This window comes from Chryseobacterium edaphi, assembly GCF_025628985.1.
In the GTDB taxonomy this organism is placed as follows: Bacteria; Bacteroidota; Bacteroidia; order Flavobacteriales; family Weeksellaceae; genus Chryseobacterium; species Chryseobacterium edaphi.
Genome location: NZ_JAOTEM010000004.1, coordinates 232539 through 258006, shown reverse-complemented (window position 1 = coordinate 258006; position 25468 = coordinate 232539). Strand labels below are relative to the sequence as shown.

Here is a 25468-nt window from a genome sequence, read left to right as displayed (position 1 = left end):
ACTCATTGAGTCAAGTAATAATAAAATCCCCGAGCGTAAGCTTGGGGATTTTTTGGTTTTAATATTGAGATTGAATTTTTTCATCCTTCCATGCTTGTTTAATCATTTCTAGCGTTTCAATTCTATTTGGAATAAATTTTTTATCGATTTTATTAAATTCATTTAAGTAATTTTTGAAATCATCAAGCTTAAAGTCTTCAAAAGTTCTTATTTCATCTTCGGAAAAAAATAATCTCAGTTCTTTTTCGTCTTTTTCTTTTATGTATTGATAATCTTCAAAATTTTTGATACTGTAAATAATTTTTGAACGAATATTACTTAAAGCCATATCTTGATCACTTATAACACATCCCATTTTCTGTTTATAAGATAAAGGAAATTCAGAATAATATCTATATAAATAAATAATTCTCTTATCATTTCTTTCTATTAAAGGTGAAATTGAATGCACTCTAACAAATGTATTTCCATTTAACGCCAAGTAGAACAATTCATCATTTGTTGCGATTTTTGACGCTTTGGTAAACATTTTATCTAGATCAGAATATTCTTCCTCGTTATAATTTTCAGCAAGCATAATTTTAAAGTATTGTTGATCGAGTGGTTCAATCATTTTTTTCAAATTATTACTTATTTGCGCAGTGCAAAAAAATATTTGAGATAGAAATAATATGGTAATTTTAAATTTAACTTGCATAATTTAATTCAAATCATAAGTTTTTAAAAATATGTAATTTTTAATTTAAAGTTAAAAAAACTTTAAATCTAACTTACGGACATTTTGCGAAAGAAATTACAAAAAAACGACTAGTGTTTGCCTAAATAAAACGACAGCGCCCAAACTAAAAGCTTGGGCGCTGTCTATTGCAAAATTTAATTCTTCTTAAACATGATCTCATCCAGTCGGGTCTGATTAAGATAGATCTGCTGAAATTCGATCGGCATAAACTGGTACAGAATGTTCCACTGTTGAATGTCAGTATGCTTTTTAAGGCTTCCAAATGATCTGATAAACAGATTTTCAATAATGTGTTTTACTGTGAAAGTACCATTTTTGTAAAGCCATTCCATCATTTTGATGTTTCGGTTGACGATGTTGATTTTAGACTCTTGTAATAGAACTTTTAGATAATCAACCGTCGACTGTATGATTGCAGGAAAGTTATTTTGTGCAGAAAGCTGCGAAATTTCGTTCTGAATTGTTGGATAAAATATTTTTAAATGCTCAATTGCCTGAGTTTCATTAATAGTATCCGCTTCAAAATTCTTCATTGTTAAAATATTTTTTAAACATTCTATGTGTAACTAAAAGTGTACCAATTTATAGAAATGCAGCAAAAATAAATACGGCGACAATTACAGCGACATGTGTGATCAGAATTTCCGCATTATGCTTTGTAGTTGATGTTTTCCAGTTTTTCCAATCTGATATTTTTCTGATTTTTGTTTTCATAAGTTTAAAATTTGGGTTTATTTTTTGTAATAAGATGTGAAAATTATGTAATGAAAGTGTATCTTGCCTGTTTTAATTTGTCTTAACTAATGAGTTTAAGGTATCATGTAATATGATAATTTAGTAATTCAATTTAAAATAGACTCCATAAAACTGCCACTACAACTGATAAAAAAGTTAGCAGTAAAATCGTATTAGATTTTAACCATTTGGGAGTTTGTGGTCCTCTGCTTTTCAGTCTTCTGAGTGTGTCGATTTTGTTTAAAGTTTTTAAATCCATTTTAGTAGGTTTAAAACTATGGATACCAAACGTATTCCTTTTGTGTACTTTATTATCTATCTTGTTTTAAATCAATTAATTGTATTTAAATGATTAAATAGAAATGATTTCAAAATGATAATGTTTTTATCAAAATGAAAGGTAATAGATTGTTTGATTTAATTAATATATTTGCAGTCCACAAAAAATCAAAGATGTTTTCAAAAATTGTAGTACACAGAGTCGGAAATAAAATTAATGGAGAATCTCTTTTACTTTCTCAGGAAGAACTTGAATTAGATGAAGGAACTGTTGAGTTATTGGAGAATTATTTTTTAGGATCATTCAAAACTGAAGAAACGTATCAGTTTTACAGCGATTCATATTTAGTCAATAATCCTGTTTACAGTTCTGTTTCCGAAATTTTTGAAGACAAAGCAAAGTTTCTATGGGAATCTGAAAACCTCGCAAAGCATCTTTTTGAAGCTGCCGAAAATCCAAGAGTTCAGGGTGGCGAGTTATTTATTGTTTACTTTGAAGACGATCGTGAAGGTGACGATAAAGTTGATAAAATCGGGATTTTCAAAACCGAAAAAAGAGAGTCTTTCTTGAAAATTTTTCCTAAAAACGAATCATTCGAAATCGATAAAGATCAGGGGATCAGTCTTTCGAAAATTGATAAAGCTGCGCTGATCTACAACAGCAGTAAAGAAAGCGGATATGTGCTTTCTGTAGTTGACAACAATAAAAACGGTGATATGTATTACTGGTTCGAAGATTTCCTCAAAGTAAAACAGCGTGACGATGAGTATTTTCATACGCAGGAAGCTTTGATGGTTTACAAAGACTATATCACCAAGCAGCTTCCGCAGGAATTTGAGGTTTCAAAGGCAGATCAGGCAGATTTTTTGAATCAGTCGATCAATTTCTTTAAAGAAAAAGAAGAATTTAAATTAGACGAATTTGCTGCCGAAGTTTTAAAAGACGAGCACGTTATTGAAAGTTTTAACAATTTTAAAACCGATTACGAGCAGGAAATGCAGATCAATATTTCAGAAGAATTTCCGATCAGTGAAGCTGCAGTGAAGAAAACGCAGAGGCATTTTAAAAGTATTATCAAATTAGACAAAAATTTCCATATTTATATTCATGGAGACCGGAAAATGCTCGAACAGGGGCAGGACGAAAAAGGAAAATATTATATGCTTTACTTTGATAAGGAAGTTTAAAAACTAATATTGAGTTTTTGAAATTTCCTTGTCAATTGGTGAATTATATATTTTTAAATTATAAAACGATTCAGAATTGTATTGATAAATTGTAAATTTTTAATACAAAATATGAAAATAATGTTAATGAAACATTAAAAAAATATAATTACTATTAATTATAGGTGTAAATTTGATATTGAGTACCACAAAGTAACTTTTGGGCGAAAAAATCATTAACTTTGATTCTTTAAGTGTTATCTATGAATTTTGTTGAATGTCATGAAGAACCCATCCATATTCCGGGTTATATACAAAGTTTTGGTTATCTGATTGGCATCGATGCGGAGTCTAAAACCATATCTTTTTTCAGTGAAAATATTTCAGATATTTTTAATATTGAAAACTCTGAAACCTTTTTTGGAAAGAAACTGACAGACTTTCCGGAGCTTTTTCATACCGTCATGGCTTCAGATATTTTCGAATCTTTAGAAAATCTTATCCGACGAGACAACGAAACTTATTTTGATAGAATTTTGATCGGGAACAAAGAATATCACTTCTCCGTTTTCCGTAGTCAGGATCATATTTTCTTTGAATTTGAGGCCGTTATCGGAAATCCTAATAAAAGAATTACCAACAAATACGACAATTTCTATATTATTGATAACGAAAAAGAAATCTGGGATCAGCTTTTGGGCACCCTTTTCAATATTATCAATTATGACCGTATCATGGTTTATAAATTCATGGAAGACGGCTCTGGTAAAGTAATAGCTGAAAAAACCAATGATAACTTAGAAAGCTATTTGGGACTTCATTATCCAGAATCTGATATTCCGAGACAGGCAAGAGAACTTTACAGAAAAAAAAGAAAAAGAATTTTCAGTAATGTATATTCTGAGCCGGTAAAAATTATCAGTAAAAAGATTGACAAAATAGATCTTACTTTTGTGGCATCACGTGCGATGTCTCCAATTCATGGTCAGTACATTAAAAATTCTGGGGCGTCATCAAGCTTTAGTATTTCAATCATTATTGATGATAAACTTTGGGGTTTAGTGACTTGTCAGAATTCTGAAGCTAAGCATATTGATCTGGAAGATCGTGTACAGGCAGGAATTTTCACTGTTTTGGCATCCAATGCTTACTCATCTTTCAAGTCTAAAAAAGAACTCGAATATCGTTTAGATTTAAGTTTAAGAGCATCGCAATTAAAAGCCGAATTTTTAAAATATAATACTTTATTTGAATCACTTGTTGAAAACAAATCCGCAATCAGAAATTTACCTGAAGCAGACGGTTTGGCAGTTGTTTCAGAAAATTATATCGTCACCGACGGAGTAGCTCCGAAACACGAAGCCATCCATAAAATTGTAGATTGGGCATACCAAAATACAGAAGAAATGCTTTTTATCAGCCGAAGTTTTCTGAAGGATTTTGGAGAAGAATTAGGTCTTGACGAAACTGTTGGCGGGATTGTTATTTATTTTGTTGAAAAAAGTAAAAACGAGTTGCTGATCTGGTTCAGAAAAGAATTTGACGATCATATCAACTGGGCAGGAAATCCTGAAAAGAAAATCGGTGTATTTTCTCAGAACGGAGAAGAAAAAAATATTGTCTCACCAAGAACGTCTTTTGAGGTTTTCAAAGAAGATATTAAAGGAAGTTCAAGAAGATGGAGCAGTAGAAATGAGATTGCTATACAGTCTATCCGGGATGTGATTTTGGAAACTTCCCACCGACAATATGTTACTATAAAAAGACTCAACGAGCAGCTTAAAAAGGTAAATGAAGAATTGGATAGTTTTTCATACACCATTTCCCATGATTTGGGAACTCCATTAACTGTAATGAAGCTGAATGCACAGATGTTGCTGAAAAGCCTTTCTGAAACTTCAGATAAAAATAAACATAAGATCAGTTCTATTATCGATGAAATCGACAATATGGCTGAAATGATGAATGATGTACTACAGTTAAGCCGAGCAAAACACAGCGAGATTCAGCTCGAAAATCTGGAAACGCAACAAGCTATTGAGAAGATCACAGAGAATGCAAAATTGACCTTTGACAGTCCGAACAGTATTGTGATTATCAAAGAATGTCCGAGTGTTTTGGCGGATAAAACGTTGTTGCATCAGGTTTTTCTGAACATCATCAATAATGCAATCAAATATTCTTCAAAGCAAGATCAACCTGAAGTTTTGATAGAGGGTATGGAAGACGGAGAGCAGGTTATTTACAAGATCACCGACAATGGTATCGGAATTCCTGAAACTGAAAAACATAGAATGTTTAAGATCTTCAACAGGATGGATAATGCCCGAAAATTCAAAGGAAACGGAATCGGACTTTCAATCGTTCACCGAATTATGAACCGAATTGGAGGAAATGTAGATTATGAAAGCAGTATTAATGGGACTTGTTTTATTTTAACGTTTCAAAACCCTAAATTTGTGAAACAACTTTAAAATTTTAAACAAAAAATGGTTTCTGAATATTTAAAACAAAACACCGCTGAGTTTCATGATGCAGCAGAAAAATTATTTAGTTCTGATAAAATTTTCAGCAAAACTTTCACTTTAGAAGATTACAAAAAAATCATCAATACCAATTATTTGATGCTTCTTAATAGTGAAGACAAAATATTCAGCAGTCTTTCCGATAAATTCTCTGAAAAACTTCATTTGGATAAAAGAGTAAAACTTCCTTTGATTGAAAAAGATCTGTTAAGTTTAGCTTTAGACAATCAAACGGCTTCTCACGATCTCGAATTTGCCAATGAACATGAAGCTTTAGGAGCAATGTATGTGATTGAAGGTTCTACTCTGGGTGGAAATGTCATTGCAAAACAGCTTTCTAAAACGGAAGGTTTTGACGAGGTAACCTTCAACTTTTTCGGATGTTATCAGGAAAATACAGGACCAATGTGGAAGAGCTTCAAAGAGGTTTTGGATACTGAAGTGACAGAAGAAAACTACAACGAAGTATTGTCCGGAGCTAAAAAACTTTATACGTTTTTACTAAACGTTAATTAATTTCTTTAAATAATAATTAAAATTCCCGAAAGATTGCCCAATTTTTCGGGAATTTGTACATTTGGGAAGCAAAAATTAAAACTAACAAAATAAATAATAAAAAAGTAAATATTATGAAAGTAACCGTAGTAGGTGCAGGTGCTGTAGGAGCAAGTTGTGCAGAATACATCGCAATGAAAGATTTCTGTTCAGAGGTAGTTTTAGTAGATATCAAAGAAGGATTTGCTGAAGGAAAGGCAATGGACTTGATGCAGACTGCATCTTTGAACGGATTTGATACTAAAATTACAGGTACAACAGGAGATTACAGCAAAACAGCAGGTTCTCATGTAGCGGTAATCACTTCCGGAATCCCAAGAAAACCGGGAATGACGAGAGAAGAATTAATCGGTATCAACGCGGGAATCGTAAAAGAAGTTACTGAAAATTTAGTAAAAAATTCTCCTGAAGTAATCATCATCGTGGTTTCTAACCCAATGGATACAATGGCTTATTTGGTGCACAAAACTTCAGGTCTTCCTAAGCATAAAATCATCGGTATGGGTGGTGCTTTGGATTCTGCAAGATTCAAATACAGATTGGCTGAAGCTTTAGAAGCTCCAATCTCAGATGTAGACGGAATGGTAATCGCTGCTCACAGTGATACAGGAATGCTACCTTTATTAAGCAAAGCAACTAGAAACGGAGTTCCTGTAACTGAGTTCTTGGATGATGCGAAACAAAAATATGTAATCGACGAAACTAAAGTGGGTGGAGCTACACTAACTAAATTGTTAGGTACTTCAGCTTGGTATGCACCGGGTGCTGCAGTTTCTGTAATGGTTCAGGCTATCGCTTGTGACCAGAAGAAAATGATCCCTTGTTCATTAATGCTTGACGGAGAATATGGCGAAAGCGATATCTGTTTAGGTGTTCCTGCAATCATCGGGAAAAACGGTGTTGAAAGCATCGTAAACATTTCTTTAACTGAAGAAGAGAAAGCTAAATTTGCTGAAGCTGCACAAGCGGTTAGAGAAGTGAATGGTGATTTGAAGTTTTAATTTTATTAAAATTTATATAAATGAAAACCGTCCCGAATTTTCGGGACGGTTTTTTATGTAATTATTCTTTATCCAACAATATGTAAACCCTATTAAATTTTTATCAAAAGAAAAATCACTTCACCACCGTCGCTTCCATCTCCACTTTCAGCGTTTCAAATAATGTTTTGACTTCAATTACATTACTTGCCTGCTGAATTCCATGCTTTGTGATCCAGTTTTGCCAGATGTCAAAATTTTCGAAAAACGCAGGGTGATCTGTCGTGTAAACATTGAGACGAACAATATTTTTCAGTTCAAAATCTGCCTGCAGAATTACTTTTTCCAGATTTTCAAATGTTTTGATGATCTGCGTTCTCATATCGGCATCGCTAGTAATTCCGTTGTCGTCGATTGCAGTTTGCCCGGAAACGTAAAGTGTGCTCTGTGCATTTTTAACTTCCACAGCTTGTGCATAATTTCTGTCGTCCTGCCATGTCCACGGGTTGATGATTCTTTTTTCCATTTTGAAATATTTTAATTTAATTAATGGAACAAAGTTCGGCAGAGTTTGAAAATTGATGCTGTGATCTACATCACTATTTAGATCTTTTTAAACCCGATTCTAAATACAATCGGCTCAAAGTTTCTCTTGACACGCCTAAATATGCAGCCAAAATAGTTTTGGGAACTCGTTGGATAAGTGTAGGATAGTATTTCAGAAATTGCTCATACCGTTCTTTTGCACTCATGGTCATCAATGACAGGATTCTTCTTTGGTTTGAAATATGTCCACCAATGGCTTTTTTTAGAAAGAAATCGGTCATTTTTGGAACCTGATTAAGAAGTTGCTGATAATCGTCAAAGGAAAGTTTTAAAACTATTGTATCTTCAAGACATTGCAATGACTGAGTTGCCTTTGTTTGAGTGTAAAATGCTGCATAATCACTTTCCCACCAATCTTCCATGGAAAAAGAAATGATGTGTTCTTTAGCTTCAGCATCGGTATAAAAAAGTTTTAGAAGACCTGAAACAATGAAATAAACGTGGTTAACCTGATCATTTTCACTAATAATCATTTCGCGTTTCTTAATATGTTGTTTCGTGAAAAATGACTCAACAACTGAAAATTCTTCGTCGGTCAGGGAAATTGTTTTGTTGATATGGTCTTTTAGGACATTCATTTAGTTTGATTTAATAATCAGTTTTGCTAATTATCTATACAATTCAAGGTCAAGAAAATTGTTGTTTTTAACTAAATTTTTCTTAGCCTTTTCCGTTCCTGCTTTTCTTAATGCATTGGCATCCATTTCATTCCCATTTTCATCATAGGATTTGAATTGAGTAATTTGTGGATTCATCAGCAAAAACTGTTCGTTTGCACTGATCGGATTTTTCCTGAAATCGTTCCACTTTTTATTAAACTGTTTCCTATTGACCTTATAGTTTTTTAATAAATGAAATGCTTTCATAACAGAAGTGCCATCATTGGTTTTATAATTGGCGATGAGTTGAAAAGAATGATGTTTTTTTGAATCTTCAATAGTCACAATCAAACCCGGAAGTTTGCAGAATATATGCGGACCATCCTGAAATGGCAATTCTGTTGTAAACCAGGCCGTCCATTCTCGCCTGCCAAATTTTAAAATTGCTTTCTGGCAATTATAGTTTTGAATCTTTTTTGTTTCATCAATTAATGTCCAGTTAAAATCAGTTTCATCGGTTACTTTATAAGATTCCATTCCAACAAATTCTGTCGAGTAGTTTTTGCTATTATTTTTATTTTTCCAAACAAAAGTTTTAATATTTCCCGGTGAAAGGTCTGTGCCAATTTTGCCATTGTTTTTCTGTGAAGATTTTACAATGGCAGAATCTCTCTTAGCTTTCATTTCGCTCAGAAATTCAGAATGATCTTTGAAAATTGTGAGACGCATATTTTCGGTTAAAACGCTGTCAACTTTTGTAGAATCGGGAACATATTTATATTCGTAGATGAATCTCTGATTCTGCGCATTGAGCTTTAAAACGATGACGAAAATTAAAAACAGGAAAATTTTATTCATTGAGATTTGATATAACTGTTCAAATCTACAAAATTGATCGAATAATCTATTCTTATTTTAAAAACAATCAGATACCAGTTCAGCGTTCACCATTGCACCAGCAGCATTTCCCGTATAAACGGCATTTGCAACCGAACGCATCGCACTAGAATTGTCACCACATGCAAATAATCCTGTAATATTCGTCTTTTGGAATTGATCTATTTTGATATGACCCATTTCTGTCATTTCGCAACCTAAAGATTCGGCAATGTCTGATTGCTGAGTAAAGGGAGAAGGACCATAGATCACGTCAAAATTCAAAACTTTGCCATCAGATAAAATTAGGCTTTCGACCATTCCATTTTGATGTTTCAATTCTTTAATCTCAGTTTCAATGATTTGAATATTATTTTTTTTCAATTTTTCATGTTGCTGATCGTTGAAAATAGCTTTTCCCTGAGTAAAAATCGTTAGGTCTTTTGTTAAATTATTTACCAAAGAGATAATATGAAAACCACGGTCGCCATTTGCAATAATTCCTGTTTTCTTACCTTTAAATTCGTAACCATGACAGTACGGACAGTAAATAAGTGAGATTCCCCAAGATTCTTTAAAGCCTTTGATGTCTGGAACCTGATCTACAATTCCTGTAGCAACAATCAGCTTTTTCGAGTTGAATTTCTCTCTATTTTCGGTTGTAATTTCAAATCCGAAATCAGTTTTTCTAGCTAAAATCGCTTTCCCATCATAAAAGTCAATTGTTTGATATTTTTCAACCTGATTTTTTGCCAAAGTTGAAATTTCAGAAGGAGAACTACCGTCCTGTGTCAAAAAATTATGAGAATGTGGAGTCTGGATGTTGCATGGTTTTCCGTTATCAATGACCAAAATAGTTCTTAAAGATCTTCCTAAAGACATTGCAGCAGATAATCCTGCGTAACTTCCGCCGATGATGATAACGTCAAATAGTTTGGTTTCGCTCATATTTTAAATCTCTTTTGTTAGAATTAAATTAAAATCGACTTCATTAAGTTCAAATTTTCCTAAAATTACTTGCCAAAGTTAATACAATTTTTTATTATTGCAACATTATCGCATTAATAAAATGAAAAGAAGAAGTACTCCTACAAAAGAAGCTGTTTTATCATTACTTACCAATGCCGGAAAAGCAATGAGTCAGGATACAATCGAGAAAAATATTGAAGTAGATATTGATCGCGCAACGATTTATCGGGTGCTCAACCGTTTTTGCGAAGACGGAATTCTGCACCGGATCGTTGCTGAGGATGGCAAACAGTATTTTGCAGTCTGCATCAAATGTGAAGAAAAGAAACTCGCAGATCATCATTTTCACTTTCGATGCACCAATTGTCAGACTATAGAATGTCTTCCGGTTCCGGTGCAGTTTTCTTTACCTCAAGGTTATCAGGTAGAAAATGTGAATTGTATTTTGACGGGAGTTTGTAAGGATTGTGCTTAATTAAAGTTCTGTACAAATATTTTCTCTCGCTAGAAATTTATTTGCTTAAGTTTTTCCCTCATTCAGAGATATGTTTATAAAGAAAAATTATTTGCAAGATGTTAAAAATGATGGAATCACAAAGTTTTAAGTTTTCAATAATCATTCAAAATATTTATAGCGACTTTCTTAGTAATCATTAATTAAAAATACCAGAGCAAATATTTGCTCTGGTATTTTCAATGATATATAACTCAAAAGAGATTATCTGTTAATTAAAAATCATAACCGACTTTAAAGCTGATATTTAAAACAGTCTGCAGATCATAATTTGGTTTTAATATTTTTCCAATACCCAATCCAGCCTGAATTTCATAATTAAAATTATTCAAGAAATTTCTTCTTAAGCCCCATGTCGGAACTACCGACAGCATTGGGTTAACCGTAATTTCATCAACATTAGAAATGACAAATAAGTTAGGTATATAGCTAAAATTTGCTGTTATGTAATCTGCAGAGTTATTCTTAGTATTTTTTAAGGCTTCTTGTCTTTTGCTCATATTATAATACCATTTTGGTGCTATTTTTATTTCCGGTGTGACTGCAAATCCTGTTTTACTATAAAGATCTCCACCCCAAATACTTGGTGAAAATTCAATATCTCCTCTTACTGCAAAACTTTCAGAAATATTTTTTTCATAATATATATTTGCACCAAAAAAACCAGCTTGTACGCCTAGAAAAGATTCTTTTTCGCCACTTACATTTTGTGCATGTAATGAATAACTAATTGTCCCTATCAAAATTAGAAATATTTTATTCATACTATTATTTTTTATTTAAGATACAATCACCTGTAGAATTACCTTTTGTCCATTTTGCATTTATTGTCAAGTCATTTAGATAGCCAAAGAAATTTAAACCACTCTTAGTAGATGCATCAAATTTTCCACTTATTGGAACGTACCCGGACAAATTTTCAGAAGCAGTAGCATTATCATATTCAACAGAACCTTCTAAATTGCCTGTATCTGATACTTTGAAGGAAATTTTACCTGATACACTACCATTAAAAACTCCAATATAGTTCCCTTGAAATTTGGAGTTTTCCTGTAGATTTAGATTTTCTTCTGAAGTACAAGATGTAAGTATTATTAAAAATAAAAGCAATATATATTTCATAATTTCATAATTTCTTAATCAATGATTAACTTAGCTCCATGCCAACCACCATTTTTCTTTGCAATTCCGTACATATTAACATTAACAGCTGTTGGTTTAGAAAAATTCCAATTATAGCTTGTAACAGCAACACCATTACCCGTTCCTCCTCCAAAGGTATATGTAAATTGTGGAGTAGCAATTCCCCAATCAAAAATTCTTTCAATCACGTCTTGGTTATTTTCAACTTGACTGAAATCGTAATATTTCACATAAGAAGCATTATACGAATCTACTATGAAAGCAACTCTATTTAGCTTTTTATTTTGACCTTCAAGAAACTGATTTGCCTGTTTCCATGCATTTTCCCAAAATAATTTATCTAATTGTTGTTCAGTTAAACCACTTTGATCAACAACAAATTGTATAACACCGTCTAATTGAGAGGCGAAAGGCAAAGAAGGTATATTTTGATTTTGTGAAAAACTAAATGTTATTCCGCTAGCTGAACTAAAATACGCATTACTCCCAAACCAATAGGCTTGTTTAGGAACTCCTGCAGGTGAGCTCATATTCACAGGGTGGCTAAATGTCCATTTTATGGAATTTACTCCAATCCCTAATTGATCAGCGTTTTCACCTCTCCAAATTCCTGTCCATCCTTTATATTGATGTTTTACTTTACATCCGATTGCATATACAAGATAAAGATTTTGCGAATAAAACTTAACTTTCACTCTTCTTTTACTTTCATATTTATCATCTGTTTCCCAAGTTTTACCAAAAATGTTACCTAGCAATGGTTTTCTTATATCACCAACTTTTAACCCCTCTACAATACTAGCAAATGACGGTTCTACAGCAGGAGTAGAAGTACTTCCTCCACCAGTACTTCCCCCAACCGTGCTCCCTCCACTATATCCTCCTCCAGGGTATAAAGTTGCTGGACTGCTACCAACAGGATTAGTTTCGTCAGTTGGATAGATAGATTGTGAAATAAAATAGTTAATTTTATTGTTGGTATTTTGAAGTGTTTGTAATTCACCTCCAATTTTACCCGCAAGAAAATCTTCTCTAAATTGAGGCTCAGTAGGTTCCAGAAGATTTGAAGAAATTTGTCTAACCTCAAGATAAGTTTCTAAATTATTATAGTTTTGTTCTTCTGTAACAAATAATCCAACATCAGTATATTTATAGATGTTATTTGCTACTTGTATTTCAGCACTACCATTCAGCATGGCTGCAAAAGTTTCATCCCCAACAATCTCTTCCAAATCATCTAAATCTTCATAAATGTCTTGATCTAATACTGGACTTATTTCCCCGGAAACTCTTGAAGCATTTTTTGCGAGATAATTTGTTTTTCTTTTCTTCAATAATTCAATAACCTGCTGTTCACTGTTCTCATTGATAATAGGTACTAAAGATTCTATACCTTTTTCTTTCACATATTGATCAACGTACTTATGATTTTTACTTTTAAGTTCTTTGAAGGTTGCATTTAAAGATTCTTTATTAGGAAAGAAAAGTCTACCGTTTTTTAAAGTTCCTTCGACAATGGCACTATTATCTACTGTTGTATTTAGTAATTCATCACTACATGAAATAGTAAATGCGAAAATGCCTAATAAGGCAATTTTTAAAATTCTAATTTTTCTCATTTTTGTTGTTGTTATTTTAAATATTTATAGTGCGCACGATAGATATTTAAGTTTTCTTGCCTAAGTGATTTTTAGGTTTGCAAATGTATAAATTTATTTAGTTTTCAGAAAATAAATTTAATAAAAAATAATAACTGTGTATTATATACTATGGAAAGAAAAAGCCAGCGCAAAAAATTACGCTGACTCGTCTATGAAATTGATATAATAAAAGTTACCAAATGAAATGGCAGTATGATTCTGTCATTATGAATTAAAAGCGCTAAACGCACCTTCCGTTCCTGCAAAGAAATTCTGATACAGTGATTCTGTATTTCCTACACGAACTTCATATTTATTTTCCTGAAGAGCTTTTACCAAATCATTGGCAACATCTGAAGGCGGAATTCCGTTTTCTTTTCCTCCGATTTCAGCAGAGAAATCGGTATTGACTAATGGTGGCATTAATTCAAAAACTTTTACATTAGTCTCTTTTGCCAATTCATGTCTTAAAACTTGTGTGTAAGAATGCAGTGCTGCCTTTGAATCTGAATAGGTGGGAAGATATGCACCGGGAACCAATCCGACAATCGATGAAACGTTGACGATGGCAGCTTCGTTTTGTTCTTTCAATAAAGGAAGAAATTTTTCTGTCAGTCTGATTGGTGCAAAGTAATTGGTTGTAAATTCTGCCAAAGCTTTATCATGGGCGTTTCCATCGTTTGCAATATTGTAAACATATGCATTTCCGGCATTGTTGATCAGAATATTCAGTTCTCCGAAAGTCGTTTTTACTTCTTCGTACAATCTGTTGACGTCGCTTTCATTGGTTATATCGGCTTGAATGGTGAAAATGTTTTCCAGATCTTTTGCAGCTGCATCCAATTTTTCTTTGTTTCTTCCAACGATGATGATTTTGTTGGTAACGCTTAATGCTTTTGTGATTTCTAAACCGATTCCAGATCCTCCTCCGGTAATCAAAATGGTGTTGTTTGTAATGTTCATAATGTTTTTTTTAAAATGTTTAAATTGATGTTTAATATTGTACTATTTGGTACAAAATAAGATAAAAAAATTTTAATCGAGTAATTTTAAATTAATTTCAATAAGGCTTTTAAGAACTTCCGGAGAACTTTCAAGGCGTCTTGTAACGTGAATTCCGTTCCATAAATTGGTTAAATGCCACGCAAGAATTTCAGGATTTTCTTTGGTTTTAATTTGATTGTTTTTCTGTGCTTTTTCAATGACTCCGGCAAAAAGCTGTTGTAAATTTCTCATGATTTTGACAGAAACTTTCTTTGTCTGTGCATCTTTTTCAGATAACTGAACGAGTGAATTTCCCAAAAAGCATCCTCTTTCTTTTTCGCATTCGGTAGAGTAGGCCTGACTTAAAAAAAACTGTTTGATGAATTCAATCCCGTTTTCAGATTTTTCAATACCTTCAGATAATATTTTATAAAAATTTTCAGAAAATTGTTCGATAGATTTTACATACAATTCCTGTTTTCCGCCTTTGAATGCCAAATAAAAACTTCCTTTCCCGATTCCCATTGCACTCAACAATTCATCTGCAGAGGCTGTATCGTAGCCTTTGTTTCTAAAAACTTCAGTCGCTTTTTCAATTGCCTGATTTTCGTCAAATATTTTGGGTCTTCCTGCCATTTTTTATTTTGATGAGACAAAGATATGTAATTGTACTAATTAGTACAAAATTAATTTTCAAATATCTTTTATAGTTTTTGTCAATTAATTTTAGGATTATTTCATTTGATCCAAAACTCTCTCAAATTCAAGATCCCGACCTTCAAGAAAATCCTGATCTTTATATTTAATTAGTTCATCAATTCTGATTCCTGTTTGCTGCGTTTGAGAATTGTCAGGGTAGAAAATTCCGTTCCCGGTAAACTCTAAAAGATAATCACCAGGAAGATTAACCTTTACCAAATCACCATCTCCACCTGAAGTTTGCTGACCAATTGTTAGCGATTGTGGAAAGATTTTCTGCAGACTCATCGAATACCATTCACTTGCGCTTCTTGTATCGGGATTGACGAGAATGAAAACTTTTCCTTTATAATTATGGACTGTTTTTTCAGGAATTGAAGGAAAATAAGTGATACTTTGATCTTTATAAGTAAACGTTCCGATATTTTTCAAGTTCGGTTGATAGTACTTTCCAAAATAATTTTCAACAGTAGAGAAGTATTTGTAAAGATAATGAAAAAAGAACCCGCCCCAGTCCGGATATGCTCTCATATCGAAGACGATGGCTTTCTTTTGTGCGGCATTGCTCAAAATGCTGTCCATAACGGCATCTATTTTATCATCATCTACCTTATTGATAAAGCCGAAAGTTTTGCTAACTTTAAAAAAAGCAACATCTTGATGATCAATTTTACGGTTTTCTATTTTCGTGATTTTATCCTGTAAATAATTAACAATCAAATCATATTTTTCCTTATCGGAAGGATCAATCATGTCAATTTTTGTAGAGAATTTCTTATTGCTTCTCGCTGATTTTACTTCTAAATCCCTATGCCTAAGATCGCCAATCCAGATGAGATTGTTTTCATATTTTGACAGGACAAATATCAATTTTTCTGTATTGGAAGTCGATAATAATTCTCCTTTTTCTTTAATGATTTGAGGAATAGTTTTACCGTTTATAGCAATGATTTTGTCCCCAACATTGATTTGAGCTTTCGAGCAAATTTCAGGAAAAATAAGTTTTGTAACCAAAATATGATCGTCAACAATCTGAAAATCATACGGTGCAAGATAACTGCCGTGGAAAATTTCTTTTCTGTAATTCAATTGTTTATAAAAACTAAATGCATGGCTGTCCTTAAATTTAGAAACCAATTTCGCCAATATAATTTCAAAATCTTTTCTTGAATTTATTTTTGAATTTTCTTCTAAACTTTTCTTGAAAAAATCATCAAACCCTTTATCCATAATATATTTGTGCGGGAAAAGATAATCAACAATCCCCTGAATTTTCGCCAACGTCAGCAAACGATATTCAACCGGAAGATTTTCATTTTTTGGGAATGAATATTTCTTCTCATCATTTACGGATTTTTCTTCTTTTAAAATTTCAAAATTGTATCGGTGATTATAAACAGAATTTAATAAAGCTTTGTTTTCAGAACTTATTTTCCCATTTTTCTGGAACCAATCGAAATTCTGATTTTTTGTTAAAACATCTTTTGATGTTTCAATCGGAGCAAGAGTTGTGAGATTTTTATTTAAATTTTGTGACAGCTTTTCAATGACAGAATTAAAATCATCTTTAGAATCAATGCTTTTGATTTTAACTAAAAACAAACTGTCGGAATCAATTTTTCCACTTGCAACATCGGGATGGTAATATTTAATGAAATTCCATGTTTTGATGAAATTATAATATTGATCTTTTTGAGCGAAAAGGTTTTGCTGAAATAAAACTAACAATAATAAAAAGAAGCTTCTTTTCATATCAAAATGTAGGTTTAGGTAATTTTTATTGATTTGGAATTATTTTCAGCTGTAATCTAAGCTGAAAGCTAACTTCTCAAATTTAAATAAAATTTCACATTCCAAAACTTTCAAAACCCGTAAATTTGTCATCACAAAAAAAGTTATTCGATGCTTAAGAAAATTACGATTGCTGCAGCATGTTTTATGTCGGTGGTTACAATCAGTGCTCAAAAAAATAAAAATTCTCAGGTAGAAAGACCAAAATTGGTCGTTGGTTTGGTCGTAGATCAGATGCGTTGGGATTATCTCTACCGTTTTTACAGCAAATTTGGAAACGATGGTTTCAAAAGACTTCTCAATAAAGGATATTCTCTAAATAATGTTCATATTCCTTATGTTCCTACAGTTACTGCTTTGGGACATACTTCAATTTATACAGGTTCTGTTCCTGCCATTCACGGGATTGCCGGAAATGACTGGACAGACAAAGAAACCGGTAAAAATGTTTATTGTACAACAGACGAAAGTGTGCAGCCAGTAGGAACTACAAATGCAAGAGTTGGAAGCCATTCGCCCAGAAATCTTTGGTCAACAACAGTGACTGATGAATTGAGACTGGCAACCAATTTTCAGGGAAAAGTAATTGGAGTTTCTCTAAAAGACAGAGCCTCGATTCTTCCTGCAGGTCATACTCCGAACGGAGCATTCTGGTTTGATGATTCTTCGGGAGATTTTATCACAAGTTCTTATTATATGAATGAGTTGCCTCAATGGATGAAATCTTTCAACGCACAAAATTTACCGGATAAATTGGTTGCCAACGGCTGGAATACTTTGCTTCCTATCAATCAATACACAGAAAGTTCGCCCGACAATTCTTCGTGGGAAGGACTTTTGGGAAGTGCAAAAACACCAACTTTTCCGTACACCAATTTGCAGGCAGATTATCAGGCTAAAAAAGATAACATCCGTTATACACCTTTCGGAAATACTTTAACTTTAAAACTGGCTGAAGCTTCTGTAGAAGGTGAAAATCTGGGTCAGGATCAGATTACCGATATTTTGGCGATCAATTTGGCATCAACAGATTATGCGGGTCATAAATTTGGACCAAATTCTATTGAAGTTGAAGATGTTTATTTAAGATTAGATCAGGATTTAGCTCAATTTTTTAATTATTTAGATTCAAAAGTTGGAAAAGGTCAGTATACGGTTTTTCTTTCTGCCGATCACGGTGGAGCGCATTCTGTAGGTTTTCTGCAGGAACATAAAATCACAACAGGATTTTTCGGTGAAGGGATGGAGAAAGATTTAAATCAAAAATTAAAAGATAAATTCGGAGTTGATAAATTAATCAACGGAGTCGATAATTATCAGATTTATTTCGACAGAAAATTGATGAGAGATAACAAACTTGAGCTTGAAAGTATCAAAGAATTTGCAATTCAGGAATTGGAAAAAGATCCGACTATTTTGTATGCAGTTTCTACAACAAAAATACAGGAATCATCAATTCCAGAACCAATCAAGCAGAGAATCATCAACGGAATCAACCGACAGAGAAGTGGTGATATTCAGTTGATTTCACACGATTCTATGCTTCCGACTTACGCAAAAACAGGAACTACACACAGCGTCTGGAATTCTTATGACGCACATATTCCTTTGGTTTTTATGGGATGGGGAATCAATCATGGTGAAAGCAATAAACCATATTTTATGACAGATATCGCACCGACGGTTTCGGCGTTATTGCACATTCAGTTTCCAAGCGGAAATGTAGGAAATCCTATTTCTGAAGTTTTAGGAAAATAAAATTATTTATTAAAGATAAAACCCCGCAAAATTTGATTTTGCGGTTTATTTTTTATGAAATTTGAAAGTTATTCTTCTTCGCTTTCTTCTTCATCCTCATCTTCGAACTGCTCAAGGAAATATGAAAATGTAAAATCTTCTACTTCATCTTCTGCATCTTCTAAAGTGGTCAGCAGATCTTCAAAAATTTCCAGCTGATCAACGCTTAAGTTTACAAACTCAATATGAAGCGGCATTTTTAGTTCACCAGAAATAACATCCGAAAGCGCATCAAGATTGTCCCCAAAATGATCCGGAAGTTTTATTTTTTCTTTCAGATGAGCATAGAAATCTTCGTAATCTCCAATGTCTGTAAAGTCGATGTATGTTGTATTCATAGTTTTAATAATTTATTTTTGGTAAGCATAGTTCTACTTTTTTTCAAAGCTTTTATAATGATCTTGAGTTAAATACACCTCACCATTTTTAGTATAAACAATACGGTGACTGTTTCTGTTTCCACAAGTGTAATTTACGTCTGCTTCAAAATATTGCACTCCGATTGGAAGTTTTTTTTCACGATTGCTAAAATGATCTCCGCCAATTGCTTTTCCGGGAAGAACTTCACAGAGATTTCCCTTTGAAGGATCCCATCCTTGTCTTTTTGCTTCGTTTTTAGTGATGTAAAATTTGGGAAGCTTATGATTCTTTTTCACATATTCAATAATCGACCTAGATTCAGTAATGATTGTAATTTCACTTACATTTTCAAAGTAATCATAGTTATTTGATGTTTGAGAAATTGTAGTTTGAGTTTTTTTCTCCGCAATGAAATTATTGTAGATATACATCACCGACATTCCGAAAAGAAGTCCGAGACAGGCGAAAAATAAAGAACGGATTTTAGTATTCATAGCTTTATAGTCAATGGTTAATTTAACTGCGTTATTGAATTGGCAATTTGATTTATAATCGAATTGCAAAATTCACGATTGACAATTCATTTGCAAAGCAAAATTCACCTTATCCTCTCCATTCTTCTGGAATATCACAAACCGGAATCGGAACCATCTTATGTTGAGCAGCTTTGTGCATTCTGTCGAAAATCAAAAATACTTCTTTATCTCTTCCTTCGTATTCTTCGGCAGTTTTTGTACCGTATTCTTTCTGAATTTTTTCCAGTTCCGGATAAGTTGCACCAATTTGATCTTCATCGGTTCTTTCCGCATCCCAAAGTCCGTCTGTAGGAATCGCATTCTGAATACTTTCGATAAGATCTAAATCTTTTGCTAATTGGTACACCTCAGTTTTATAAAGATCGGCTATTGGAGAAACATCTACGCCGCCATCGCCATATTTAGTATAAAAACCAATTCCAAAATCTTCCACTTTATTTCCTGTTCCGCAAACTAAAAGTCCGTGAAGTTGTCCGAAATAATAAAGATTCAACATTCTGAAACGTGATCTTGTGTTTGCCAGCGCAAGATTATTGCTCCATCTACCTTCTACGTGATCGTGAACAATGTTTTCAAAACTTTCAAAAACAGGAGTCAGATTGATTGTCTTTCCCTGAACGTTCGGAAATTTTTTCTTTAAATCTTCAATGTGATCCTGTGCACGGTTTACCTGATCTTCTTTCTGACGGATTGGCATTTCCAGAAGCAGAACTTCAAGCCCGGTCATTGCACAAAGCTTAGAAACAACTCCCGAATCTACACCGCCCGAAACTCCGATTACATATCCTTTTACATTTGCTTTTACAGCATAATCTTTCAGCCATTGTACGATATGATCGATTACTTTTTTTGTCTGCATTGTTTATTTCTTTTTTATAATTTAAAATTTTCTTTTTTTAATTCGTACCAAAAACAAATTCCGTCTGGTTCGGTAAATTCACCTGTTTTTTCGAAACCTAATTTGGTTAAAACATTATGGGACGCAGCGTTTTCTTGATGAGCATAAGCGTAAATGATTTCAATATGTAAATCATTAAACCCAAAATCCAACGAAGCTTTTGCAGATTCAAAAGCATAACCTTTTCCCCAACTTTCAGGAAGAAATCTGTAGCCTAATTCATAGAAATTTTGGTAACCGTTGATTTCTCCGGTATATAATTTCAGTCCGCTCCAGCCAATCAAAAGTCCCGACTCCTTTTCGATGACGGCCAATCTTCCCAATCCGTTATCTTGGTATTGCTGCTGAATCATTTGAATAACCTTTTTTGATTCTTCAAGTTTTGAAAGAGTTGGAATACCGATATATTTCATTACTTCAGGATTAGAATCGAGAAGAAACATACGTTCTGCATCGTGATCTTCTAATTTTCTGAGAATGAGTCTTTCGGTTTCCAGTTTCATGTTTGATTTTGCAAGTTTTTTATTTTCATTTTAAAACAGGTTTTAAAACTACAAAATATTCGTTTTTCAGCATGAGTTTGTATTTATATCCTTATTTTTGTAAACTCAAATTTCATGTAAAAATAATGAAGATTTTTAGAATTGCCGCACTTTCATGCCTTTTAGTTTTAAGTTTGAATTCTTGTAAAAAAGAGCAGGAAACTGAATGGAAAGTTGAAATAAAAAATCCTGCCGAAAAGGTAGAAATGACCGATATATCAAAAGAATTTTACGATCAGAATGTTCCTTTGGAGCAATTTACCGCAAAATTTCCGTGGTTTCAGGGGACTGTTCCTGATGAAGATTTTGGGAAAAGAAGAGCAGACGCGCAAGAGATAAAAATTTATAAAGAAGCGATTGCTAAAATTGATCAGAAGAAATTACAGAACGAACTTCAGGATTTGTTTTCTCATATTAAATTTTATTTTCCACAATTTAAGAGTCCGAAAGTTTTTTTATTTTCATCGGCTTTGCAGATGATTCAGGATCCTCTTTTATATGACGAAAAAACCAATTTTCTGTTCATCGATATTTCCGGTTTCATGGGAGATAAAAATGCGAATTACAAAGGCTTGGAATTGTATTTTCAGAAATCAATGAATCCAAGTAATATCGTTCCTAAAGTATCAAGAATGTTTGCTGAAAATATTGTTCCTTATAAAGGCGACAGTCAGAAATTTATTGATTTATTGGTGTATAACGGTAAGATTATGATGTTACAGGATGCATTTTTACCTGAAACTCCTGATTACCTTAAAATGGATTACACCAAAGAGCAATACGACTGGTCTTCTGCAAATGAAGCCAATATTTATAATTATTTTGTTGAAAATAATCTCATTTTTGGCGACGATCACAGATTGGCAGAACGTTTTATCACTCCTGGTCCGTTTTCAAAATTTTATACGGAGATTGATAACAATTCGTCTCCGATGGTAGGGATTTTTACAGGATGGCAGATTTGCAGAGAATATTTCAAGAAAAAACCAGATACAAAATTGGTTGATTTCCTGAAAATGGATGCCACTCAAATTTTTAATGAAGCAGGTTACAAACCGAAATTAGAAGAATAAAAGCAGGAAGTTGGAAAATGGACTCAAGAAGTGCAGATCTCTCAAAATTAATGCTTAAAAATAATAAAGTTTAGAAAAAATAGAAAAAATGAGAAAGACTCAAATAACGATAGATGTAGAGCTGGATGAAAACCACATTCCGGAATTGATGACCTGGAACGCTGCAGATGGCGGAGTAGAAAAAGAAGAAACAAAAGCAGTAATGATTTCCGTTTGGGACGAAAAAACATCCGAAGCTTTAAGAATCGATCTTTGGACGAAAGATATGCCAGTTGATCAAATGAAAATGTTTATGCATCAGATTTTCGTTTCATTGGGAAGTACTTACCAGAGAGCAACAGGAGAAGATGATGTTGCTGCATGGATTGAGCAGATTGCAGAAGAATTTGCAGTGAAATCGGCAATTAAGATGTAAGATGTTTTTGCTGCAGGATTTTTTTAAATATGTAAGACTTAAAAATAGAATAAATCATATTTCTTTTTTTCTTGCTTTTATCTTAGACATCATTTTTATTGTCATTTTTAATCTGACTTCTTATAAAATTGCCTGGTTTGTAGGAATTATCATTTTTTACATTGCTTTGATTTCTTTGTTTGAAAAATTATTTGCTCGCAGATATTTTAAGGATAAAAAAAACATCATCAGCTATATTTTTTTTAGAGAATATTTCGGTGACAAGAAATATAATATTCACGATAATTTCACTAAAAAAGAAATTGAAGAGTTTATTGAAAACTTAGATTGTAAGGCCTTTATTTCAGAGAATAAAATTCCGTCAGAATATTTTTTTGTGAAAAATGAAAGTTATAGTATCTTGAAATTTGAAAATGAACATCTTAAACATTACACCAGAATAATTCCTTGGGAAATTGTATCATGGAAATACTCTTTTCAAGATAATGAAGGAATTGAGGAGTTTTTAGAAATTGAATATGTGAACGATAGTAATGAAACCATCAAAGAAGAAATTATCTCTGATAGAATAAAACAAAAAACTTCATTTCACCTCTTTTTACTATTTGTAATACATGATTTGAAGTATGGAAAAAGACTTTCTCTTCAAAGAGATTATCATATGAAAAAAAGAAGCTCTTTCAAAATTGCTGTATTTGAATAAATCTTACGGAAAGACAAATATAAATAGTTAAACAATGTTCGAAGACCAGATATTGGGAGCTTATGATAAAATCTGGCTTCCATCATCCAACTTCCAACAAAAAATATAAAAAAATGAATTTTAATACAAAAGTTATACACGGAGGTCAACATCACGAATCTGCAACAGGTTCTGTGAATGTACCAGTTTTTTTAACGTCAACATTTGCTCAGAAAAGTCCGGGAGTACATTCAGGATACGAATATTCGAGAGCGGCAAATCCTACGAGACAGGCTTTGGAAGATTCTTTGGCAAGCATCGAAAACGGAGCAAGAGGTTTAGCTTTTGGTTCTGGTTTGGCTGCGATTGATTGTGTTTTGAAATTATTAAATCCTGGTGATGAGGTTGTAGCAGTTGATGATTTATATGGTGGAACGTACAGAATGTTCACCAGACTTTTCGAAAAATATCAGTTGAAATTTACTTTCGTGAATTTTGATGATGCTTCAAAAATCGCTGACGTCATTACTGATAAAACAAAACTGATCTGGATTGAAACACCGACCAATCCTTTAATGAAACTGGTTGATATTAAAGCGGTTGTAGAAATTGCAAAAGGAAAAGATATCCTTGTTGCAGTTGATAATACTTTTGCAACGCCATATCTTCAAAGACCAATCGATTTAGGAGCAGATATTGTGATGCACTCAGCAACAAAATATTTAGGAGGTCATTCTGATGTGATTGCAGGAGCTTTGATCGCCAAAGATGCTGAATTGGGAGAAAAACTTCACTTCATACAATTTGCAAGTGGCGGAATTTTAGGACCTCACGATTCTTATTTGGTTTTGAGAGGGATAAAAACTTTAGCTTTAAGAGTTCAGAGACATTCAGAAAACGGAATGGCTGTCGCAAAATATCTAGAATCGCATCCAGCGGTTGCTCAGGTAATTTATCCGGGATTGGAATCTCACCCGCAATACGAATTGGCAAAATCCCAGATGAAAGATTTTGGAGGAATGGTTTCTTTCACTTTCAAATCTGGTAAAAAAGAAGATGCCGTTAAATTTTTAGAAAAAGTAAGAGTGTTCACTTTAGCAGAATCTTTAGGTGGAGTAGAATCTCTGGCAAATCATCCTGCTCTGATGACTCACGCTTCAATTCCTGCTGAAAAACGTGCAGAATTGGGAATTACCGATGATTTAGTTCGTCTAAGTGTCGGGATCGAAGATGCGGAAGATCTGATCGCAGATCTGGAAAGAGCATTTTCTTAAAATAATAAATCATAAGCATCCGTTTTTTCAGCGGATGTTTATTTTTAATTGAATTTGATATGGAAAATATAAGAAGAGCATCAATTAATGATCTAAGCCAATTATCAGAATTATTTGATCAATACAGAGTTTTTTATCATAAAGAATCTGATATTCCTTCTGCAGAGAATTTTCTTAAAGAAAGAATTGAAAAACAGGATTCTGAAATTTATGTTGCTGAAACTGATGGAATTTTAGTTGGTTTTGTTCAATTATATCCCTTATTTTCTTCCACAAGAATGAAAAAATATTGGTTGTTAAATGATCTTTTTGTCAATGAAAATTACAGAGGAATAGGTTTTTCAAAAGAACTGATTGATGCAGCTAAAAAAGTCTGCACAAGTTCAGATGCGTGCGGAATTTTACTGGAAACCGGAAAATCAAACGACATCGGAAACAAGCTTTATCCAAGTTGCGGGTTTGAATTGTACGATGAAGTGAATTTCTACGAATGGTCAAATAAATAATTGTCAATCGTGAAATTGTAAATTTTTATAATTACTCATTACCAATCACTTATTACTACTATTAATATGTCAGATTTTCAAAAATATATTCAGAGATATTTAGATTTAATTCCATCTGAAAATTGGTTGGAAGAGTTGAAATTCGTAGGTGAAAAAACCATTTCACTTTTCTCATATTTAACGGAAGAGCAATCGAAATTCGCTTATGCAGAAGGAAAATGGACTTTAAAAGAAGTTTTGCTTCATTTGTCAGATACGGAAAGAGTTTTTCAATACAGAATTTTAGCATTTGCTAGAGATGAAAAATCTGAATTGCCGGGTTTTGATGAGGAAAATTATGCTGCCAATTCTTTTGCCAATGATAGAAGTTTAGAATCTTTATTGAAGGAGTATCAGTTGGTAAGACAGTCTTCTCAGATTTTATTGGAGAATTTAGATCTATCAATTTTAAAAAATATCGGAACAGCCAATGGAAACGAAATTTCTGTAGAAACGATTTGTCAATTGATTGTTGGTCATAATATTCATCATTTGAATGTTGTGGAGGAAAGATATTTGCCGGAAATGTAAATATGCAAGAAAGA

At 32.9% G+C, this 25468-nt stretch carries 29 protein-coding genes; 12 read left to right on the top strand and 17 right to left on the bottom strand.

Features of this window, described 5'->3' with window-relative positions:
* Positions 1 to 58 precede the first annotated feature (58 nt).
* The 3 genes from NZ698_RS15640 to NZ698_RS15630 form a co-directional block, all read right to left on the bottom strand.
* A complete protein-coding gene (locus tag NZ698_RS15640; RefSeq protein WP_263004135.1) occupies positions 59 to 613 on the bottom strand; it encodes a hypothetical protein in 555 nt (184 codons plus the stop codon).
* 260 nt (positions 614 to 873) lie between these two features.
* Positions 874 to 1272: a DUF7674 family protein gene (locus NZ698_RS15635; protein WP_263004134.1), complete on the bottom strand. Its 399-nt coding sequence runs from the start codon at positions 1270 to 1272 to the stop codon at positions 874 to 876.
* A gap of 49 nt (positions 1273 to 1321) precedes the next feature.
* Complete coding sequence (locus NZ698_RS15630; protein ID WP_263004133.1) at positions 1322 to 1453, bottom strand: hypothetical protein; 132 nt, start codon at positions 1451 to 1453, stop codon at positions 1322 to 1324.
* A gap of 474 nt (positions 1454 to 1927) precedes the next feature.
* Between NZ698_RS15630 and NZ698_RS15625 the strand changes: the two genes are divergently transcribed.
* From NZ698_RS15625 to NZ698_RS15610, 4 genes are all read left to right on the top strand, one after another.
* A complete protein-coding gene (locus tag NZ698_RS15625) occupies positions 1928 to 2941 on the top strand; it encodes a nucleoid-associated protein (protein WP_263004132.1) in 1014 nt (337 codons plus the stop codon).
* A gap of 242 nt (positions 2942 to 3183) precedes the next feature.
* Positions 3184 to 5394, top strand: coding sequence for an ATP-binding protein (locus NZ698_RS15620; RefSeq protein WP_263004131.1), 2211 nt, complete (start codon positions 3184 to 3186; stop codon positions 5392 to 5394).
* A 15-nt stretch (positions 5395 to 5409) separates the two neighbouring features.
* Positions 5410 to 5961: a biliverdin-producing heme oxygenase gene (locus tag NZ698_RS15615; protein ID WP_263004130.1), complete on the top strand. Its 552-nt coding sequence runs from the start codon at positions 5410 to 5412 to the stop codon at positions 5959 to 5961.
* Between the two features lie 113 nt (positions 5962 to 6074).
* On the top strand, positions 6075 to 7001 hold the full coding sequence (locus NZ698_RS15610) for a malate dehydrogenase (protein ID WP_263004129.1): 927 nt from the start codon (positions 6075 to 6077) through the stop codon (positions 6999 to 7001).
* Between the two features lie 115 nt (positions 7002 to 7116).
* On the opposite strand, the gene NZ698_RS15605 is transcribed toward NZ698_RS15610, so the two are convergent.
* From NZ698_RS15605 to NZ698_RS15590, 4 genes are all read right to left on the bottom strand, one after another.
* A complete protein-coding gene (locus tag NZ698_RS15605) occupies positions 7117 to 7506 on the bottom strand; it encodes a RidA family protein (protein WP_263004128.1) in 390 nt (129 codons plus the stop codon).
* Between the two features lie 73 nt (positions 7507 to 7579).
* Positions 7580 to 8164, bottom strand: coding sequence for a Crp/Fnr family transcriptional regulator (locus tag NZ698_RS15600; RefSeq protein WP_263004127.1), 585 nt, complete (start codon positions 8162 to 8164; stop codon positions 7580 to 7582).
* A gap of 30 nt (positions 8165 to 8194) precedes the next feature.
* Positions 8195 to 9043, bottom strand: coding sequence for a GLPGLI family protein (locus tag NZ698_RS15595; protein ID WP_263004126.1), 849 nt, complete (start codon positions 9041 to 9043; stop codon positions 8195 to 8197).
* A 57-nt stretch (positions 9044 to 9100) separates the two neighbouring features.
* A complete protein-coding gene (locus NZ698_RS15590) occupies positions 9101 to 10009 on the bottom strand; it encodes an NAD(P)/FAD-dependent oxidoreductase (RefSeq protein ID WP_263004125.1) in 909 nt (302 codons plus the stop codon).
* Between the two features lie 121 nt (positions 10010 to 10130).
* Here NZ698_RS15590 and NZ698_RS15585 point away from each other — a divergent pair, with 121 nt between their 5' ends.
* Complete coding sequence (locus NZ698_RS15585) at positions 10131 to 10505, top strand: Fur family transcriptional regulator (RefSeq protein WP_263004124.1); 375 nt, start codon at positions 10131 to 10133, stop codon at positions 10503 to 10505.
* A 254-nt stretch (positions 10506 to 10759) separates the two neighbouring features.
* Here NZ698_RS15585 and NZ698_RS15580 read toward each other — a convergent pair whose 3' ends face one another.
* The 6 genes from NZ698_RS15580 to NZ698_RS15555 all read right to left on the bottom strand — a co-directional run bounded on the left by NZ698_RS15580 (position 10760) and on the right by NZ698_RS15555 (position 16762).
* Entirely contained in the window at positions 10760 to 11308 is a 549-nt protein-coding gene (locus NZ698_RS15580; protein WP_263004123.1) for a hypothetical protein, read from the bottom strand.
* Positions 11309 to 11312: 4 nt separating this feature from the next.
* A complete protein-coding gene (locus tag NZ698_RS15575) occupies positions 11313 to 11666 on the bottom strand; it encodes a hypothetical protein (protein ID WP_263004122.1) in 354 nt (117 codons plus the stop codon).
* A gap of 14 nt (positions 11667 to 11680) precedes the next feature.
* Complete coding sequence (locus tag NZ698_RS15570) at positions 11681 to 13306, bottom strand: hypothetical protein (protein WP_263004121.1); 1626 nt, start codon at positions 13304 to 13306, stop codon at positions 11681 to 11683.
* 246 nt (positions 13307 to 13552) lie between these two features.
* Complete coding sequence (locus NZ698_RS15565) at positions 13553 to 14290, bottom strand: SDR family oxidoreductase (RefSeq protein ID WP_263004120.1); 738 nt, start codon at positions 14288 to 14290, stop codon at positions 13553 to 13555.
* 72 nt (positions 14291 to 14362) lie between these two features.
* On the bottom strand, positions 14363 to 14947 hold the full coding sequence (locus NZ698_RS15560; protein WP_263004119.1) for a TetR/AcrR family transcriptional regulator: 585 nt from the start codon (positions 14945 to 14947) through the stop codon (positions 14363 to 14365).
* 96 nt (positions 14948 to 15043) lie between these two features.
* Positions 15044 to 16762, bottom strand: coding sequence for a S41 family peptidase (locus NZ698_RS15555; RefSeq protein WP_263004118.1), 1719 nt, complete (start codon positions 16760 to 16762; stop codon positions 15044 to 15046).
* Between the two features lie 150 nt (positions 16763 to 16912).
* Between NZ698_RS15555 and pafA the strand changes: the two genes are divergently transcribed.
* Positions 16913 to 18559, top strand: coding sequence for an alkaline phosphatase PafA (pafA, locus tag NZ698_RS15550; protein ID WP_263004117.1), 1647 nt, complete (start codon positions 16913 to 16915; stop codon positions 18557 to 18559).
* Between the two features lie 68 nt (positions 18560 to 18627).
* Here the strand turns inward: pafA and NZ698_RS15545 are convergent, their stop codons facing one another.
* The 4 genes from NZ698_RS15545 to NZ698_RS15530 all read right to left on the bottom strand — a co-directional run bounded on the left by NZ698_RS15545 (position 18628) and on the right by NZ698_RS15530 (position 20895).
* Positions 18628 to 18936 carry a barstar family protein gene (locus tag NZ698_RS15545; RefSeq protein WP_263004116.1) on the bottom strand — a complete coding sequence of 103 codons (309 nt, stop codon included), beginning with the start codon at positions 18934 to 18936 and terminating at the stop codon, positions 18628 to 18630.
* A 33-nt stretch (positions 18937 to 18969) separates the two neighbouring features.
* Positions 18970 to 19452 carry a ribonuclease domain-containing protein gene (locus tag NZ698_RS15540; RefSeq protein WP_263004115.1) on the bottom strand — a complete coding sequence of 161 codons (483 nt, stop codon included), beginning with the start codon at positions 19450 to 19452 and terminating at the stop codon, positions 18970 to 18972.
* Between the two features lie 109 nt (positions 19453 to 19561).
* Positions 19562 to 20353, bottom strand: coding sequence for an NAD(+) synthase (gene nadE, locus NZ698_RS15535; protein WP_263004114.1), 792 nt, complete (start codon positions 20351 to 20353; stop codon positions 19562 to 19564).
* A gap of 14 nt (positions 20354 to 20367) precedes the next feature.
* Positions 20368 to 20895, bottom strand: coding sequence for a GNAT family N-acetyltransferase (locus tag NZ698_RS15530; RefSeq protein WP_263004113.1), 528 nt, complete (start codon positions 20893 to 20895; stop codon positions 20368 to 20370).
* Positions 20896 to 21020: 125 nt separating this feature from the next.
* Between NZ698_RS15530 and gldB the strand changes: the two genes are divergently transcribed.
* From gldB to NZ698_RS15500, 6 genes are all read left to right on the top strand, one after another.
* Positions 21021 to 22007 carry a gliding motility lipoprotein GldB gene (gldB, locus tag NZ698_RS15525; RefSeq protein WP_263004112.1) on the top strand — a complete coding sequence of 329 codons (987 nt, stop codon included), beginning with the start codon at positions 21021 to 21023 and terminating at the stop codon, positions 22005 to 22007.
* An 88-nt stretch (positions 22008 to 22095) separates the two neighbouring features.
* A complete protein-coding gene (gene gldC, locus NZ698_RS15520) occupies positions 22096 to 22422 on the top strand; it encodes a gliding motility protein GldC (RefSeq protein WP_263004111.1) in 327 nt (108 codons plus the stop codon).
* Between the two features lie 175 nt (positions 22423 to 22597).
* Positions 22598 to 23125, top strand: coding sequence for a hypothetical protein (locus tag NZ698_RS15515; protein WP_263004110.1), 528 nt, complete (start codon positions 22598 to 22600; stop codon positions 23123 to 23125).
* Between the two features lie 62 nt (positions 23126 to 23187).
* Positions 23188 to 24378, top strand: coding sequence for a cystathionine gamma-synthase (locus tag NZ698_RS15510; protein ID WP_263004109.1), 1191 nt, complete (start codon positions 23188 to 23190; stop codon positions 24376 to 24378).
* Between the two features lie 59 nt (positions 24379 to 24437).
* The gene (locus NZ698_RS15505) at positions 24438 to 24884 is read left to right on the top strand and encodes a GNAT family N-acetyltransferase (protein ID WP_263004108.1); all 447 of its coding nucleotides are present in this window, start codon (positions 24438 to 24440) and stop codon (positions 24882 to 24884) included.
* A gap of 66 nt (positions 24885 to 24950) precedes the next feature.
* Positions 24951 to 25454, top strand: a complete 504-nt coding sequence (locus NZ698_RS15500; RefSeq protein WP_263004107.1) for a DinB family protein — start codon at positions 24951 to 24953, stop codon at positions 25452 to 25454.
* Positions 25455 to 25468: the final 14 nt, after the last annotated feature.